Origin of the sequence: Sporolactobacillus spathodeae (assembly GCF_016908935.1) — a bacterium.
Taxonomy (GTDB): Bacteria; Bacillota; Bacilli; order Bacillales; family Sporolactobacillaceae; genus Sporolactobacillus; species Sporolactobacillus spathodeae.
Genome location: NZ_JAFBEV010000004.1, coordinates 26,281 through 43,237, shown reverse-complemented (window position 1 = coordinate 43,237; position 16,957 = coordinate 26,281). Strand labels below are relative to the sequence as shown.

The following is a 16,957-nucleotide window of genomic DNA, read 5'->3' as shown; positions in this document are numbered from 1 at the left end:
AGTGAGTAAAACGATAACAGCAATGATTGGGCTCATAATGATCGTGAGTCTTACAGCGTGCGGCACAGCACAAAGCGGTAGTTCTCAGCAGCACAAGGACGCGATGAAAGGTATGTCAATGAAAAACGGTCATCAAAGTTCTCTATCAAAAGCTTTTCAAGATGAATTGAAGGGATTAACGTCCATTGAGCAAGAAATGAAGCAAGCAGATTATAAATCCGCTACTTCTCTCGCCAATCAACTTCATGATGAATTTCATGTTCGAATTCTTCCATCGTTGAAAGCAAAAAAGGGAGCGGATTATGCTGAAAAGGTACATGGAAAGTATGATGAACTCCAAGATGCGATAATGAGCAAGGATCGAACAAAAATTAAAGAGCTCATAAAAGTAAATCGCGAGAATCTCAAGACCGTCGCAAAAATATTGAGCGTTCCCTTAAAATGAGTGCAGGTTACTTGCCTGCCTGGGGAAACGCCCGTCCTGCCCGCTGCAAGCGAGCAGCCGTAGCACAATTGTTGTAGCTATTTTTTTGCAATTAATTGGTAAATTATTCAAACAATGGGCAAAAGTATCTTAAATTGAGATGATTGGGACAAATAGGTCTTTTACATGAGGGAATGATAAAGGGTAACTTGAATTTACATACTGGAGGATGCAGATTGGAAAATAAACAACTAAAGCGAGGACTCAGCGCACGGCATATTCAGATGATTGCTCTGGGCGGTACAATTGGCGTGGGGTTATTTATGGGCTCGGCTAGCACCATACAATGGACAGGGCCATCCGTTCTTCTCGCCTATGCAATCAGCGGCCTATTTATCTTTTTCATTATGCGTGCGATGGGAGAAATGCTGTACCTTGAGCCCAGCACCGGTTCATTTGCGACATTCGGGCACAACTATATCCATCCGCTTGCGGGCTATCTCACCGCATGGAGTAACTGGTTCCAGTGGCTTATCGTGGGCATGTCTGAAGTCATTGCTGTTGGCGTCTACATAAAATTCTGGTTCCCGTCGTTGCCTGCATGGATACCGAGTATCATTGTCATGGTTATTCTTGGCGCGGCAAATTTGATTTCTGTGAAGTCATTCGGTGAATTCGAATTTTGGTTTGCATTAATTAAAGTCGTGACTATCGTGGTGATGATTATTGCTGGTTTGGGACTTATTTTTCTCGGATTCGGTAATGGCGGGAAGGCGATCGGCTTATCAAATCTTTGGACGCATGGCGGTTTTTTTACAGGAGGCTGGAAAGGTTTCTTCTTTGCTTTATCGCTCGTCGTTGCCGCTTATCAAGGCGTTGAATTAATTGGGATTACGGCTGGTGAAGCAAAAGATCCGAAACATACGCTGACCCATGCGATCCAAAGTATTATTTGGCGTATTTTGATCTTCTATATTGGCGCGATTTTTGTTATCGTCACCGTTTATCCCTGGAATCAATTGAATGCGATCGGAAGCCCCTTTGTGACGACATTCGCGAAAATAGGTATCACAGCTGCAGCCGGCATCATTAATTTTGTTGTCATAACCGCCGCCATGTCGGGATGCAACAGCGGCATTTTCAGTGCTGGCCGAATGCTCTATACATTAGGCGAAATGGGACAGGCACCGAAGTTCTTTATGAAAGTTTCGCGTCATGGGGTGCCTCTGTACGGAACAATCGCTGTGCTCATTGGTCTAGCCATTGGTGTCGTTTTAAACTATATTGCACCGCCGAAGGTCTTTGTGTATGTCTATAGCGCGAGTGTACTTCCAGGTATGATCCCTTGGTTTGTCATCTTAATCAGTCAAATCCGATTCAGAAAGGTCCGGAAGGCCGAAATGGGCCAACATCCATTTAAAATGCCACTTACGCCACTCGCAAATTATCTGACGATTGCGTTCTTAATCGCCATATTGATTGGCATGTGGTTTAATACGGATACCCGTTTATCATTAATTGCCGGGATTATTTTCTTAGGCCTTGTTGTCATTAGTTATTACGTATTTGGCATCAATCGGCGTGATTCGGATCATCGTTAAGCTTTAACACATTTATCAATGAATTCAAGCGACATCCCTTGAGCGTTTCGGCGCTCGATGGGTGTCTTTTTTATTTGGCTAATCTGAGCGATCATGAAAGATCTCTAATGTTTAATTCTTTCAACATTTCTTTTCTTTTCAATCATTATTCTCTAAAATAAAGGCTGGAAAAAATTTATCGTGAGATGTTTTGAGGTGGTTTTTGTGAAAGGCTATCTTCGACCATGGGTCATTGCTTTTTCAATTGTCAATTTAGTTGTACTCATGCTAACAATTGTCGCTTGTTTCATCTTTCCTGATTATTATTGGAAAATGACCGGATTGTATCTTGGCAAGTATTTTCATTTTCTCGATATTCCGATCGCATTATTCCTTTTCTCATTGATATATCTACTCTTACTCCTTCTGTTAATGCGCGCTTTCAAACGGATGTCCCCTAGACAAGAAAAATCTGTTTCTCTTGCTTTATGGGGAGTAGTTATTCTGTTTGAGCTATTGATCATTGCCTTATTCCACGGCATCTTACCACCTAGTTTTGATGGCGGTCATACGTACTCGCAAGCAATTGATATGCTGAAGCATCGGCGTACGCCTGGCATTATGGATTATTTTCAGATCTATCCGAATAATATCAGCATCACCATCATTCGCTACTGGTTATACCGCTATATTTGTCTCGGGCAGGCACATCTTTTCATCTATGCGGATCAAATTTCTAGTGCGATGGCGCTTAACATTGCCATCTATTTCGCTTGGCGATTCATTGTGTCGTCACAAAACAGGAAAATGGGTCATTTATTTCTGATTCTCGTTTTAACTTGTTTTCCGCTTTTTTTCTATCTGACCTACTTTTATACCGATTCATTTGCGCTGATGTTTCCTTCGTTGGTGTTGTATTTCGTCTTCCGATTGACACGAACGGGACAGTTGAAGTATCTGGTTTACTGTGCCGTATTAATTGCGATTGGTTTTCAAATCAGGGAAAATATTATTCTTATGCTTCCTGCGACCATCATTTATCTACTTTTAGTTAAAAAAGTAAAAAAAGCGCTCTATTTGTTACTCGTTACGCTCATTCTCGTGACTGGTTTCGGCAAGCTTGCTCAGACCTATGAGGAACAAATGGGTTTTCATAAAAATATGGCCCTGCAAATGCCTGTGACGAGTTGGATGGTGCTCGGAACATCGGACGCAGGAAGATATAATAAGAATGATTACCTATTGTCACGCAATCCGTCGACCCAACAGAAAAAAGAGTCTGCCGATATTCGCGTGATCCAGAATAGAATAAAAAAAGACGGTCTTCTCGGTTTTAGCAAAATATGGGCGATCAAAGATGCGCGAACATTCGCAGATGGCAGTATCGGTTATTATTGGTACACCCATAATACAAGCAATTATTCTGTACCGTATAATTATCTCTTTGGCAATCGAAAAGAGCTGATCGTCTATGCGATACAAGGTATCCATATCGTTGAATGGATTCTATTTGCCTTGGCTGCGATTCGGTTGATTCGCAAGCGAAAATACGATGAAAATTTGTATCTTCAATTATGTTTATTCGGAAGTTTCCTGTTCTACGTCATCGTTTGGGAGGCAGAGCCGCGTTATGCCTTGCTGTTCACGGTACTGCAATTGACAGGCTGCATCTATGGGTTGCAAGAACTCTATGATTTAGCAGTTATTTTTACGAGAAAAGCGAAGAACGTGCGTCTGTATTATAAAGCGGGTATGTTGGGGATGACAGGCTTGTTGGCATTGACAGCAAGCATCGCTTTGAAAAATAATCAGACCGTCACACAAATCGTTGATGCTAAGCCTAATTATGTGATCGATCAGTCAGTCAGCATCAAGAAAACGATTGCCATTGTGCGCGCGACGCAGCAAGTTAAGCAAACTTTTACAGCAAAAAAGCCTTTTAAGGCTGTTCGATTTCGCGTCTTGAAACATCAGGGAGCGGCGCGCTATTTGGCATCCGTCACAGCGAATGGGAAAAGCAGCCGTTCGGTCATTGGGCAAAAAATCGTGAACAGTAATCGATTAAAGCGGAGTGGGCACGTAACGATTCCGATTCACCATTGGACGCACGCTTCGAATCACCGTTATACTTTGACAATCAAAAAGCTTACGGGAGTGCCAGATTCCAAATTATCGCTTGCAATGAATCAAAGAGGTTGGTACGAGCAAATGGATCTCTACTCAGGCGGGGCGCTTTATCTGAACGACCAAATACAGCACAAAAAAGATTTAATGTTTCAAGTCTACACGAAAGGGAATCATCCCTACTTAAGTGAGCCGGTTTATTTGACACTTTTGAGTATTCCATTACTGATTTTACTCATTGCAATGTACCGTTTCAGGGAATCCGTACGCAAGGGTTCGCGGGGAAAACGATCGGGATCATCAGGCAAAGGCATGAAGGCAATAGATGCCTAACATCCTGAAAATGGATTGTGACAGGCCAAAAAGCGATTTGCTGTTTTTTCAGCAGATCGCTTTTTAAATATGTTAAGAATATAGAAGATTTTTTCGCAAAAGATGCAGCGCCCGCGGCAAGCGAGCAGCTGACGTGTAGTCAAGATAAGCCTGTTGATCAAAAGCCGCATTTTAATTCATAGCTAAGGACAAGCTATAAATTTGGCCTATTCCTGGGTGATTGACTATTTAATAAAACTTCGTTAATCTAGCCATAAATGAGAAAATTTTAATCAAATTTTAAGAATATCTCATTTTCCTTTAATGACTAATTACGGACATTCTCCATACACTTAAGGGAGTCACATTAAGATGCTTCAAATCTGCATTGAAGGTACTTTGGCTGTGATTAAATCCTTTCGATGGCTACTGCAATCGAATAAGCGAGGAAGACAAAGTGATGGACTATAAAATCAGTGTGATTGTTCCAGGTTATCAAGTAGAGAATTATATCAGACAATGTCTGGATTCTATTGCCGGACAGAGTTTTAATCAGATACAGGTCATTATGGTCGACGATGGATCCCAGGATGGAACAGGCGCAATAATGGACCAATATGCGGAAAACTATGACCATTTCCAGGTGATCCATCAAGAAAATAAGGGTTTAGGGGCGGCTAGAAATGTAGGTGTAGCCTATGCCGAGGGTGAGTACCTTGCCTTTGTCGATGGCGATGATTATCTGAGCCTCGATGCCTATGAAGTCCTTTATCGGATGGCGCAGCATACCCATTCGGATATCGTTGTCGGTGGCGTGAATCGCTTCAATTCAAAGAAAAATATACGATCTTGGCTCCATAAAAAGGCAATCTACGATACCAAGGAAAAAACGCATATTACCCAAACACCTTCATTACTTTACGATACAACGGCATGGAACAAATTATACAAACGATCTTTCTGGGAAAAACATCAGTTTTCCTTTCCTGAAGGGATGCTGTACGAAGATATTCCAGTAACCATTCCTGCGCATTTTCTTGCATCGTCTGTAGATATTGTCGAGAAGACCATTTATTATTGGCGCATTCGGGAAAACGATGATCAGTCGATCACGCAGAGAAAAAATGATATTGGTAACTTTATGGATCGTCTGAAGGCGTTAGAGATGGTTCGTGCGTTTATGACGAAGCATCCGGTGCCCCAAGAAATCCGCCTTGCCAATCAATTTAAATATTTAATTGTCGACTATTATTTTTATTTGAAAGCCTTGCCGTCCGCGGATTCTGTTCATATTAATCAATTACAACAATTGCTTTCAAAAGAATTAAAAGAATTCGATCCATCCGTCTATACAAAATTGCCGGCACGTCTCAATCTCGCCTACCAGCTCGTCCTTCAGAATAAAATGGAAGACGTCATTCGATTGATGAAAATGAAGCGTAGACGGGATCTGAACTTTAAGCCCTATCAGAAAGACGGACATTGGTATAAGAAATATAGCTTTTCTGAAACGATGAAGCATCAGCCAATTTGTGTGGATCAGTCTCTTGAAGCAGTATCCAGAGTTCAGACCATGGGCTGGGCGGATAAGGATCATTTCACGATCACAGGTCACGCTTATATTGAGGGGATTGATTCCAAGAGCAGATCGCAGGTTCGCATGAGCGCGGTACTTGTGAATCTGGAAAATGGAAAACAGCTTGCCTTACCCGTGACGTTAACAAAAGATCCTTCTGTCACAAGAAAATGGGGGACCATCAAAACACGTCGATTCAATCCGCTGCTTCGGGTCTATGACTACGATTGGTCTCAATTCACGATAAAAATTGCAGCAAATGATAGTCTTGATCAATTAAATGTCGGCAGATGGGCGATTGAGTTAATGCTAATCGTTCAAGGGGTTGAGCGAACGATTCGACTCGGAAATCCGAACGATGAAACAATGGATGCAGTTTTTCGTGTCGTTGGTGGGAAAGCGTGGAAGATTCATAATAATGGGAACTATCAGCTGTCTTTAGACGTTTATGAACCTGATGTTCTGATTCATGATGGATCAGTAGTCAATAATCAGTTGGTATTGATTGGCCGCAAAAACAGGCAGGTGGAAGACATCTGTTTCAGCCTTTTTAATACAAAGACGAAGAAAACGACTGTTTTTGTTCCTGAAATTCACACGGATGCTCCGGATAAGCAATTTGAGTTAATTATTCCAAATGAAAAACTTGGTGAGATGACGTTTGATCAGACAGGCTGGATGGTCGGCTATCATCTTTCAGGACAACCGATCCCTTATCCGGTTTGCAATGCGCTGACTCATCCAGACTCCGTGCATCTGCTAGCGAACAGAGATATCTTGATTGAAACGGATGAAGAGCGGGTAATGATTTTTGCTTCAAAATGGCAACACCCAACGGTCCAATACTTGTCTCTGGCGGAACAGACACTGACGCTTGAGTTGCATCTGCCCGAAACATCTTTTTCCGATACACTAGCGATTGAAAAGAGATGGCTTATTTTCGAATCGCAGAATAATGCTGCACCCGTGACTTTTGATCTGCCCAATCGATTACCGGACGCGCATACTTACACCGTCCATGCCAACCTGATCGAAAAAAATGGCTCTTTTAAAATGTTTACGACTGGCGCTTGGAACCTCTATCTCGAAGAACTGCATGTGGATCAAACAGGCAGAAAGCAAGTGATCAAACGACCTGTGATTTTGTCCAATGTACTTCGTGAACAGGCGGCAATTTGTTACACGGAAGGGAAACTGTCATTTTGCTCGGAAATTGGCAGCCATTTTTCTCTGCAATTCCTAACCGAGATTAAGTGGTCTTTTCTCGATCAGTCGACGCGGCGGCGAAAGTTTATCAAATGGTACCTTTATCCGTTAATGCGCTTTCTTCCAATTAAAAAGAATGTCATTGTTTTTGAAAGCCTCTGGGGACGCGCATTCAATGACAATCCTAAAGCAATTTTTGACTCAATTAGCCAGACCTATGGAAAAAAATACAAATATATTTGGTTTTTGAATAATGAATACACACCGGTCACTGCTCCAGCACAGGCCGTACGAAAAAACAGTTGGCGCTACTTTTACTATCTTGCTCGCGGCAAGTATTTTGTGGAAAACACCAATTTACCGGATTTTTATGTGAAAAGAAAAGGCCAGATTGAAATGCAGACGCTCCATGGTACATTTATGAAAACCATGGGTCTTGATGAAAAAGTGACCTTTAATACCCGGAAGAAGCAAAATGCTTTGCTTAAACGCTCAGGGCGATGGGATTATCTGATTTCCCCGAGCCCGTATATGTCAGATATAGCGGCAAAGGCCTTCATGTTTCAAAACAAGATGGTGCCTTGCGGTTTTCCAAGAAATGATCTGCTTTACCAGAAAAACGATCCGCAATCAATTGCTGCGATTAAGAAGAAACTTCATCTGCCCGCGGATAAGAAAATTATCCTTTATGCGCCGACTTTTCGGCAAAGGGATCAGTTCGATCTTAAACTGGATCTGGAACAATTAGAAAAAAGTTTGTCATCTGAGTATGTTCTCTTACTTCGACTGCACTATTTTATTGCCAGTAAGCTTGAACGCGATGCTGCTAATGAATTTGTCTCTGATGTGTCCTATTACCCGGATATACAAGAATTGTTTCTTGTAGCCGACGTGATGATCACGGATTATTCATCGGTTATGTTTGATTACGCGCATCTCCGAAGACCGATGGTTTTCTTTGCCTATGATTTGGATCAATACCGGAATCAACTGCGCGGCATGTATTTGGATTATGAACAGACTGTTCCTGGCCCTATCGTTCAGACCAACGAGGAATTGATTGACGCTTTGTTAAACCTGCCAGGATCGCATGATTATCAGGAGAAATATGAGCAATTTATCAATAAGTTCTGTACATTCGGTCGTGGTGATTCTGCGAAAACAGCGGCAGAACAGCTTTTGAGTCCAGATATTGAATTACAGCCGGGCGAGCCTTTTTTAAGAAATTTAATTAAAAAGAAGACAAGCTTTGTTTACCCTGCGCTCTTTCGTCGTCTCGGACGTCTTCCCCGTAAGAAAATTGTTCTCTTTGAGAGCTTTTTCGGGAAGCAGTACTCGGATAACCCGAGAGCGATTTACGAATATATGAAAGCGCATTGTCCGGATTATCAATTGATATGGAATGTTCAGAAAGGCTACGAAGCGGTATTCAAGAAGGAAAAAGTGCCTTATGTGATCAAATACTCCTATCGCGGGTTGTTAAAATGGGCACAGGCGAAGTATTGGGTGAACAATAGCAGATGGCCATTATGGCTACCGAAGCCAAAGGATACCGTTTATCTGCAGACATGGCACGGCACACCATTGAAACGTCTTGGGGCAGACATTGAGCATATTACAATGCCGGGTATGACGTTGCAGAAATACCATAGCCAATTTACAAGTGAAGCAAGAAAATGGGATTATTGCCTGGCGCCGAACGCTTATTCATCAGAGATATTCAAGCGTGCTTTTGAAGTTCAAGGCGAGATGATTCCTTCAGGATACCCAAGAAATGATTTGCTTTACAATAAAAATAATCCTGAAGAAATAAGCCAACTCAAATCCAAATTAGGAATACCGAATGACAAGAAAGTTATTCTTTACGCACCGACTTGGCGGGATAACGAATATAAAAAAATCGGTCACTACACGTTTGAATTGAAGCTGGATTTAAAGCGAATGCAGGAGAAGTTTGGAACCGAAACGGTGCTGCTGGTTCGTCTTCACTATTTGATAGCTGATCAGATTGATCTCAGCGCTTTTAACGATTATGTGCTGAATGTTTCCGATTATCCCGACATAAGAGAACTTTATTTAGTTTCGGATTGCCTGATTACTGATTATTCATCTGTGTTTTTTGACTTTGCCAATTTAAAACGACCAATTATTTTCTATACGTATGATCTGGATGACTATGGCAACGAAATTCGAGGCTTCTATTTTGATTTGGAGAAGGAGGCACCGGGTCCGATTGTCAAAGACATGGATCATTTGCTTCCTGCCGTGCGAGAAGCGCTCGATTATAAGGGAACGAATCCTTACCCTGATTTTTATCAACGGTTCTGTGAATGGGAGGATGGTTCTTCATCAGAACGAGTCGTAAAGGCTTTGCTGTCTGGAAAAATCACAAAAAGACATGAGCCAATGAAAAAGCGCACAATTGAAGACAGTAAACAAACCGATCGACAACCTGTTTAAACAAGCAAAATTTTTATCATTGCTGTTTCATGCAGCGTGGATACAATAGAAGCAAACGGCGGCCGCTATGTAGCGACCGCCGTTTGCTCTGTTCTGAAGAGATAAAAAAGTATAAGGCTTTTTTGCCAAGTGACCCCCGCAGATCTCGCTTGTCCGAGGAGACGCGCGGCGCCCGCGGCAAGCGAGCAACCGAAGTGCATATAATGCAAAAAAAGACTTGGCTAAGCCAAGTCTTTCTGAGTCAATGTGATTGGAATTCTTACTCTCTGAGCTGTTTCTGTTTGGTGAAAAATTTATTGTAAGCAAAATAGCAGGCGATCATTGATGCGATACTTGTTGCTGAGAGAAGCATAAAAGTAACCATTATTTGATAACCGATCGCCCGAACCGGATCAACGCCGGCAAAGATCAGCCCTGACATCATGCCGGGCAGACTGACAATGCCTACCGTTTTTGCCGAATCAATCGTCGGCGACATGCCCGTTTTTATGCTGGCACGGATGATTAAATGCGAGGCTTGGCGAATGGTTGCTCCGAGCGCCAACTTTTCCAATATTTGCTGACGCTGATCGCGAAAACTCGCCGACAGATGCCGATAGGAAAGTCCGATCGCAATCATTGAGTTGCTGGCGATCATCCCAGTAATTGGAATCACCTGGGAGGGAATAAAGCGCAGCGATCCTGTGGTGAGCAAAAGACAGAGTGTGAGCGTTGTACTGCTGAAAATCGCAAGAAAAGAAAGCAGCAGAGCCCCTGGCAGGTTTTTCATCCGTCCGGCGGCGTTCCAGGCGGCATTAAAATAGATAATCAGGACGCAGGATAGAGTTAAAATCATTTGATTCGCATTGAAAATATATTTTAATAGAAAGCCAACGATAATTAATTGAATCACTGCACGGATTACACTGTAGATAATATCTTTTTCCAACCCGAGTCGTTCTTTGTACGCAATCGCCAAGGCAACAAGGACGAGTGAAAATGAGAAGATTAGCGAGGCTGCGTTAACCGATAATTGGCTCATTTGATCCGGCCATCCTTCCGTGAGAAATTGTGATTAAACGGCTGGCATTGGCGATTTCCTGATCATTGTGTGTCACTTCGAGGATAGCGACACCTTGATTGAGGTTTATATCTGTGACCAATTTCCGGACGAGCGTACGACTTTGATTGTCCAAAGCACTGGTTATTTCGTCGAGAAGCAGAATTTTCGGTGTAAAAAGCAGGTGACGCAAAAGACCAATTCTTTGTTTCTCTCCGCCGGATAGATTTTTCACAAGCGTATCCAGAAAGCCAGAATTCAAACCGACTGCTTCAAGCAAGCGTGCCGCATGACTCGGATTAAAGGATTCCTTTCGTATCTGATAGGGAAAGGCTAAATTATCTCTGACCGTTTCGCCGAACAGAACAGGATTTTGATAGCAATAGGAAACTTCTTTTCTATAGTTGATCGGGTCGTACGTATGGATATTTTTTTCTTGAAAGATAATTTCTCCGGAAGAAAGCGGAATTAATCCCGCAACGAGTTTTAGAAGCGTGCTTTTCCCGCTTCCGGAAGGTCCGGTAATCGTAACATGCTCTCCTTTGTCAACAGAAAAACTGATGTGTGAGAGATCGATGTCTTTGCGCGAGAATCCGGCATCATTTAATGTTAATAAGGGCATAGAAGCCTCCACTACTTGAATTAGATTGAAAAACAATGGCAAGTTTATTTTATAACAATTCAAGACGAGATTTATACTGATTGTTTTATTTTTCGACAAATTATTCCATATTGTGTGAAGTGCCCGCGGCAAGCGAGCAGTCGAAGCGCACTTGTTGAAAAAAAAAAGATCAGGCAAAGACTTGTTTTTCTAAAAAGATAAGATGAGTTTTTTTGCGTAAAAAGGAGCGAAGGCGCGAGACGCCTGCGGGAAAAGCGAGCCAAGTGAGACCCCGCAGATTCTCGCTTGTCTGAGGAGGCTCATGGATCGCCCGCGGCAAGCGAGCAGCCGAAGCGCATTTGTTGCAAAATAAAGATCAGGCAAACAACATTAAATTGGAATAAGGTCAATGTTATAATAAAGACATATTGATGGGGGGATTTGTCATTGGTAACGATTCGCGATGTGGCGAAACAGGCTGGCGTCTCCGCTTCGACTGCGTCACGAGCCTTGCGTAATAGTCCGTTGATCAGCATGGCTACCCGTGAAAAGGTGAAGCGCATTGCAGAAAAATTGAATTATACGCCGAATTTCACTGCACATAATCTCGCAACGAACGTGAACAACACAATTGGCATTGTCTTCCCCGTGGATAAAGGCGATTTACATAAAAATCCATTTTATATTGAATTAATTGAGGGCATTAACCAAGTGGTCAATCCGCAGCAGATTTTTGTGACGGTCGCCATTGGCAATACCGTTGAAGAACTGTTGCAAAATATAAAAATGATGATTGATAACAGCCGAATTAATCAATTTATATTGCTCTACTCAAGTGAAGATGATCCGATTTTGAGCTATTTGCAAGAGCGAAAGGTTGACTATACATTAATTGGTAAACCTTACAGAGATGCGAATCGTATTCCTTATGTAGATAATGATAATGTCAGTGCCGGATTGGATGCAACAGAGGTGCTGATTCGTCAAGGTCACCGAACCATTGGTTATGCTTACACGAGTTCAAGTCGGCTTGTGCAGACCGATCGTCTGATTGGTTTTCATGAAGCATTACGTCGTCACACACTTTATGGTTACGATTTGTTGTTTGAGGATGAAGTGGACGACAAAGCGATCCGCGGTTTTCTGCAGAATCATTCGGAGGTATCCGCGATACTTGCTAGCGATGATATTTTGGCTTTTCTCGTTCAAAAAGCGGTGCAACGCGTTGCACCAGATAGACAGATTAAATTGATGGGTTTTAATGACTCGTTATTCGCGGAACTTGCTGAACCGAAAATCAGTACGGTACAGATTTATCCGAAAAGGCTTGGCCGCGCGGCTGCGCAATTGATGCTACAGATGCGCGCTCATGACCGAAGTGAGCCAGCAGCAAAGATAATTGTTCCTTATAAATTAGTTATCAGATAGCTTGGTTTCATTTGAAGCTTAACGAAAAAGACGTAGAAATTAATGAAAACGCTTTATTTATGGCTTGACGATGCAACCGGTTGCATCTATTCTTAACAGAGAAGGAATAGATATAAAGGGAGAGGGGGAGTCGCGATGCAACGAATTTTTGAAATCGATCCATGGGAAGTGCGAACGCGCCAGTTTGATAAAAAAAATAAACGGCTTCAGGAAAGTATGACGAGTATCGGAAACGGTTATATGGGGATGAGAGGTTTTTTTGAGGAGGACTACAGCAGCGATACGCTGCGGGGCATCTATATCGGCGGCGTCTGGTTCCCCGATAAAACGCGGGTTGGCTGGTGGAAAAATGGCTACCCGAATTATTTCGGCAAAGTGATCAATGCTGTGAATTTCATCAAAACCAATCTGCGTCTTAATGACGAACCCGTGGATCTGGCGACAGACGTCATCCGAGATTTCAGCCTTTCCCTTGATATGCGACAGGCGATTTTGAAGCGTTCCTTTATCGTGACGAAAGGTCAAGCGCAACTAAAGGTGTCGATTGAGCGTTTTGTTAGCGCCGCGCAGAAAGAATTGTTTGTCGCTGGTTATCGATTTGAAAATGTTGGCAACGCGGCTTTCAAGGTAAGCGTGAACACACAGATCGATGCGGCGGTGCATAATGAAGATGCCAATTACGGTGAATCTTTCTGGATGGTCTTAGATAAAACACAGAATCGAACGAGTGGCGAGTTGACTGCTAGCACAAAAGAAAATCCATTCGGCACCCCGCGTTTCATCGTTGGGAATCAGATGATCCATGTGACCGATTTAGCTGCTGAAGAAATGGGCGGGCTGCCGCTAGCGGTTCAGAATCAATTCAGCAAAGAATTGGAACCGGGCGGCTGTGCTTTTTTTGAAAAGCGTGTCATCGTGGTCACGTCGCGTGATTACGCCGATCGGTCGCGATTAACCGAAGCCATGCATCAGCTTTCCAATCCTTTAAAGAGCCAATCTTTGGATGAATTGAGAGCAGCGCATACACAAGTTTGGCACAATCGTTGGGAAAAGTCCGACGTGACGATTCATGGTGACGATGCCGCGCAGCAAGGAATCCGTTTCAACTTGTTTCAATTATTTTCCACCTATTACGGCGAAGATGATCGACTCAACATTGGACCGAAGGGTTTTACTGGTGAAAAATATGGCGGCGCCACGTATTGGGATACTGAAGCTTTCGCACTCCCAATGTATCTAGGTGTCACCGATTCATCAGTAACGCGGAATTTGCTGATGTATCGCTATATACAGTTGGATGGTGCCTTTATCAACGCAAAGCAGCAAGGACTGAAGGGCGCCTTATTCCCAATGGTCACGTTCAACGGCATTGAATGCCACAACGAATGGGAGATTACTTTTGAAGAAATTCACCGCAATGGCGACATCGCTTTTGCGATTTATAACTATACGCGCTATACCGGCGATCGATCGTATGTCCTCCATGAAGGCAGCAAGGTTCTGACGGAAATAGCTCGTTTTTGGGCAGATCGTGTCCACTTTTCAGCGCGAAAGGGCCGCTATATGATCCATGGGGTCACTGGACCTGACGAATATCAGAACAATGTGAACAATAATTGGTACACGAATTATCTGGCAAAGTGGACATTGAATTACACATTGAAGATTCTCGATCAAGTGTCGCCCGACCAAGCCGAAAGATTAGCTGTTTCTGAATGGGAGAAGCAGAAGTGGCGCGAGATTGCAGACAAAATGTATTTGCCGGAAGATAAAACGCTTGGTATCTTCGTTCAGGATGATGATTTTCTCGATAAAGAGTTAAAGCCAGTGCGTGATTTACCACTCGATCAGCTGCCACTCAATCAGCATTGGTCTTGGGATAAAATTCTTCGCTCCTGCTATATCAAGCAGGGAGATGTACTGCAAGGCATTTGGGATTTTATCGATGAGTTCACGCCGGAACAGAAGAAGGCTAATTTCGATTTCTATGAGCCGCTGACGGTTCATGAATCCAGTCTGTCGGCTTCAATTCACGCGATTTTGGCAGCTGATTTGAAGTATGAAGACAAGGCAGTTGAAATGTACGAACGGACGTCGCGTTTGGACTTGGATAATTATAATAACGATACGTCTGACGGTTTGCATATCACGTCGATGACGGGTAGCTGGCTAGCGATTGTCCAAGGCTTCGCAGGGATGCGTGTACGAAGCGAACAACTCCATTTTCGGCCATTCTTACCTAGAAAATGGCAGCGCTATCAATTTAGAATCAATTTTCGCAATCGGATTATTGACGTAGCAGTTGCTAAAGAGGGCGCTATCCTGACTTTAATTTCGGGTGAAGCATTGACTGTTTTCGTCAATGGAAGAAGTGTGCCACTCGGTTCGGATCCGGTCAAAGCTTGAATCATTTGTACGAGGTGCAACTTTTTCATAAGAAGGTATTGCTGATGGATTTATCGCAAAAAGTGTTGGGCACGATGAACGGCGCTCCGGTCAGGCAATTCACATTGACCAATGATCGCGGGTCATCGATTGTTTGCCTGTCTGCAGCCGCAGCATGGAAAAATTTTCTTGTGAGCGACGCAAATGGAGAACGGCACGCGCTGCTTTTTCAATTCAAAGATTGGTGTCAGTATGTGACCAATCCTTTTCATGTTGGGCATTCTATTGGCCCGGTCGGCGGACGAATAAAGGACGGCTGTTTCACGATTGGCGCAGCGACCTATCGTGTGCCGGCCAATGAAAGAGAGAACTTGATTCATGGGGGTTCCGGCGGCTTTTCTGCTTGGAATTGGCAGGCGGTCACAGAGCAGCAGCGCGACTTCGTCCGTGTGGTTTTTCACCGTATGTTTTCGCCCCAGGATGACGGATTTCCAGGAACATTGAACGCTCAGATTACCTATACACTAACAAATTCTGACGAAGTTGTGATTCAGTTCAGCGGAGCGAGTGACGCACCAACGCTCTTTGATCCGATGACACATGTCTATTTTAATCTTGGTGATGCCCAAGAGAGTATTCTCGACCATCAGCTGATGATTCGGAGCAGTCGGCATCTTGAAGTTGATCAACAGAAATTGCCGACGGGTCATTTCATTGAAAACAGCGGGACAGCGTTTGATTTTTCTCGACCACGGATTTTGGGTGACGCTTTGAAAATGCTGCACAAGGACTCAGGGCGCGGGCAATTTGACGATGCCTTCGAACTTACTGGCGGTGATCAGCCGGCTGTCGTGCTTCTAAATAGAGCCGCGCATCGGCAAATTAGTGTGACCACCGATCGTAATTCGGTTGTTGTCTTTACCGCGAATCCAGATGCGTTTGGTCAATCAAAAGGGTGGGAAGCCGATCATCCATTCAACGCGCTGGCGATTGAGGCACAGACGCTACCGGATGCGGTACATCATCCGGCATTCGGCTCAATTATTTTACAAGCAGGGGTGACTAAGACCTATACGGTGCGTTATCGGTTTCAGGCGATATAAGGGGGGAAAAGAAATGGTCGATTTTCAGAAGATAAAAGGATTTATCTTTGACTTAGACGGTGTGATCACGTTGACCTCTAAATACCACAGCCGTGCCTGGCGCGAACTCGCCGATGAATTAGGCGTTCCTTGGACAGCGACACTTGCCGAACGTTTGAAAGGAATCAGTCGTATGGATTCACTGGAAATGATATTGGACGCTGGTGGGAAAACAAATGGCTACAGCGATGCAGACAAGGAGCGACTCGCTGCCAAGAAAAATAGCAATTATCTGGCGTGTCTGGAGCAGATGACTGACGCAGATATTTTGCCGGGCATTACAGATTTCCTTGAGGAATTGATGGCACATGACTATAAAATCAGTCTGGCCTCCGCATCGAAAAATTCACCCAAGGTGCTCGAAAAATTAAATCTGGCTAAGTATTTCGCAAATATTGTTGATCCAGCCAAATTATCAAAAGGTAAGCCTGATCCGGAAATTTTCCTGCGTGCGGCTGAGCAGCTCAGTCTGAAGCCTGACGCATGCATCGGGATAGAAGATGCTTCAGCTGGTATTCAAGCGATTAACGCAGCCGGCGAGCTATCAATTGGAATCGGCGATGCGGAGACATTACGAGAAGCGGCGATTCATTTTACAGCGACAAAAGAATTGACACTTGCAGCTATCAAACGAGCGATGCAATCGATCGCATAATCAAGAAAGCAACGAAACTTTCAAA

The 16,957-nt window shown here is 43.5% G+C and carries 9 protein-coding genes and 2 pseudogenes; 9 read left to right on the top strand and 2 right to left on the bottom strand.

Features of this window, described 5'->3' with window-relative positions; genetic code table 11:
- Position 1: 1 nt before the first annotated feature.
- The 5 genes and pseudogenes from JOC27_RS02880 to JOC27_RS13635 all read left to right on the top strand — a co-directional run.
- The gene (locus tag JOC27_RS02880; protein ID WP_205005505.1) at positions 2 to 445 is read left to right on the top strand and encodes a hypothetical protein; all 444 of its coding nucleotides are present in this window, start codon (positions 2 to 4) and stop codon (positions 443 to 445) included.
- 215 nt (positions 446 to 660) lie between these two features.
- Positions 661 to 2,025, top strand: a complete 1,365-nt coding sequence (locus JOC27_RS02875) for an amino acid permease (RefSeq protein ID WP_205005504.1) — start codon at positions 661 to 663, stop codon at positions 2,023 to 2,025.
- A 204-nt stretch (positions 2,026 to 2,229) separates the two neighbouring features.
- Positions 2,230 to 4,461, top strand: coding sequence for a glycosyltransferase family 39 protein (locus tag JOC27_RS02870; RefSeq protein WP_205005503.1), 2,232 nt, complete (start codon positions 2,230 to 2,232; stop codon positions 4,459 to 4,461).
- 439 nt (positions 4,462 to 4,900) lie between these two features.
- Positions 4,901 to 8,374 (top strand): annotated as a pseudogene (locus JOC27_RS02865) (CDP-glycerol glycerophosphotransferase family protein); the annotation flags it as partial.
- Between the two features lie 78 nt (positions 8,375 to 8,452).
- Positions 8,453 to 9,607: pseudogene (locus JOC27_RS13635) on the top strand (CDP-glycerol glycerophosphotransferase family protein); the annotation flags it as partial.
- Positions 9,608 to 9,941: 334 nt separating this feature from the next.
- On the opposite strand, the gene JOC27_RS02860 reads toward JOC27_RS13635, so the two are convergent.
- Entirely contained in the window at positions 9,942 to 10,703 is a 762-nt protein-coding gene (locus JOC27_RS02860; protein WP_205005502.1) for an ABC transporter permease, read from the bottom strand.
- A complete protein-coding gene (locus JOC27_RS02855; protein WP_205005501.1) occupies positions 10,684 to 11,343 on the bottom strand; it encodes an ABC transporter ATP-binding protein in 660 nt (219 codons plus the stop codon). The genes JOC27_RS02860 and JOC27_RS02855 overlap by 20 nt, the downstream gene beginning before the upstream one ends.
- Before the next feature lie 426 nt (positions 11,344 to 11,769).
- On the opposite strand from JOC27_RS02855, the gene JOC27_RS02850 reads away from it, so the two are divergent.
- From JOC27_RS02850 to pgmB, 4 genes are all read left to right on the top strand, one after another.
- Positions 11,770 to 12,750 carry a LacI family DNA-binding transcriptional regulator gene (locus JOC27_RS02850; RefSeq protein ID WP_205005500.1) on the top strand — a complete coding sequence of 327 codons (981 nt, stop codon included), beginning with the start codon at positions 11,770 to 11,772 and terminating at the stop codon, positions 12,748 to 12,750.
- Positions 12,751 to 12,885: 135 nt separating this feature from the next.
- Positions 12,886 to 15,156, top strand: a complete 2,271-nt coding sequence (locus JOC27_RS02845; RefSeq protein ID WP_205005499.1) for a glycoside hydrolase family 65 protein — start codon at positions 12,886 to 12,888, stop codon at positions 15,154 to 15,156.
- Positions 15,157 to 15,200: 44 nt separating this feature from the next.
- A complete protein-coding gene (locus JOC27_RS02840; protein WP_205005498.1) occupies positions 15,201 to 16,238 on the top strand; it encodes an aldose epimerase family protein in 1,038 nt (345 codons plus the stop codon).
- 13 nt (positions 16,239 to 16,251) lie between these two features.
- Complete coding sequence (pgmB, locus tag JOC27_RS02835) at positions 16,252 to 16,932, top strand: beta-phosphoglucomutase (RefSeq protein ID WP_205005497.1); 681 nt, start codon at positions 16,252 to 16,254, stop codon at positions 16,930 to 16,932.
- The last annotated feature ends 25 nt before the right edge of the window (positions 16,933 to 16,957 follow it).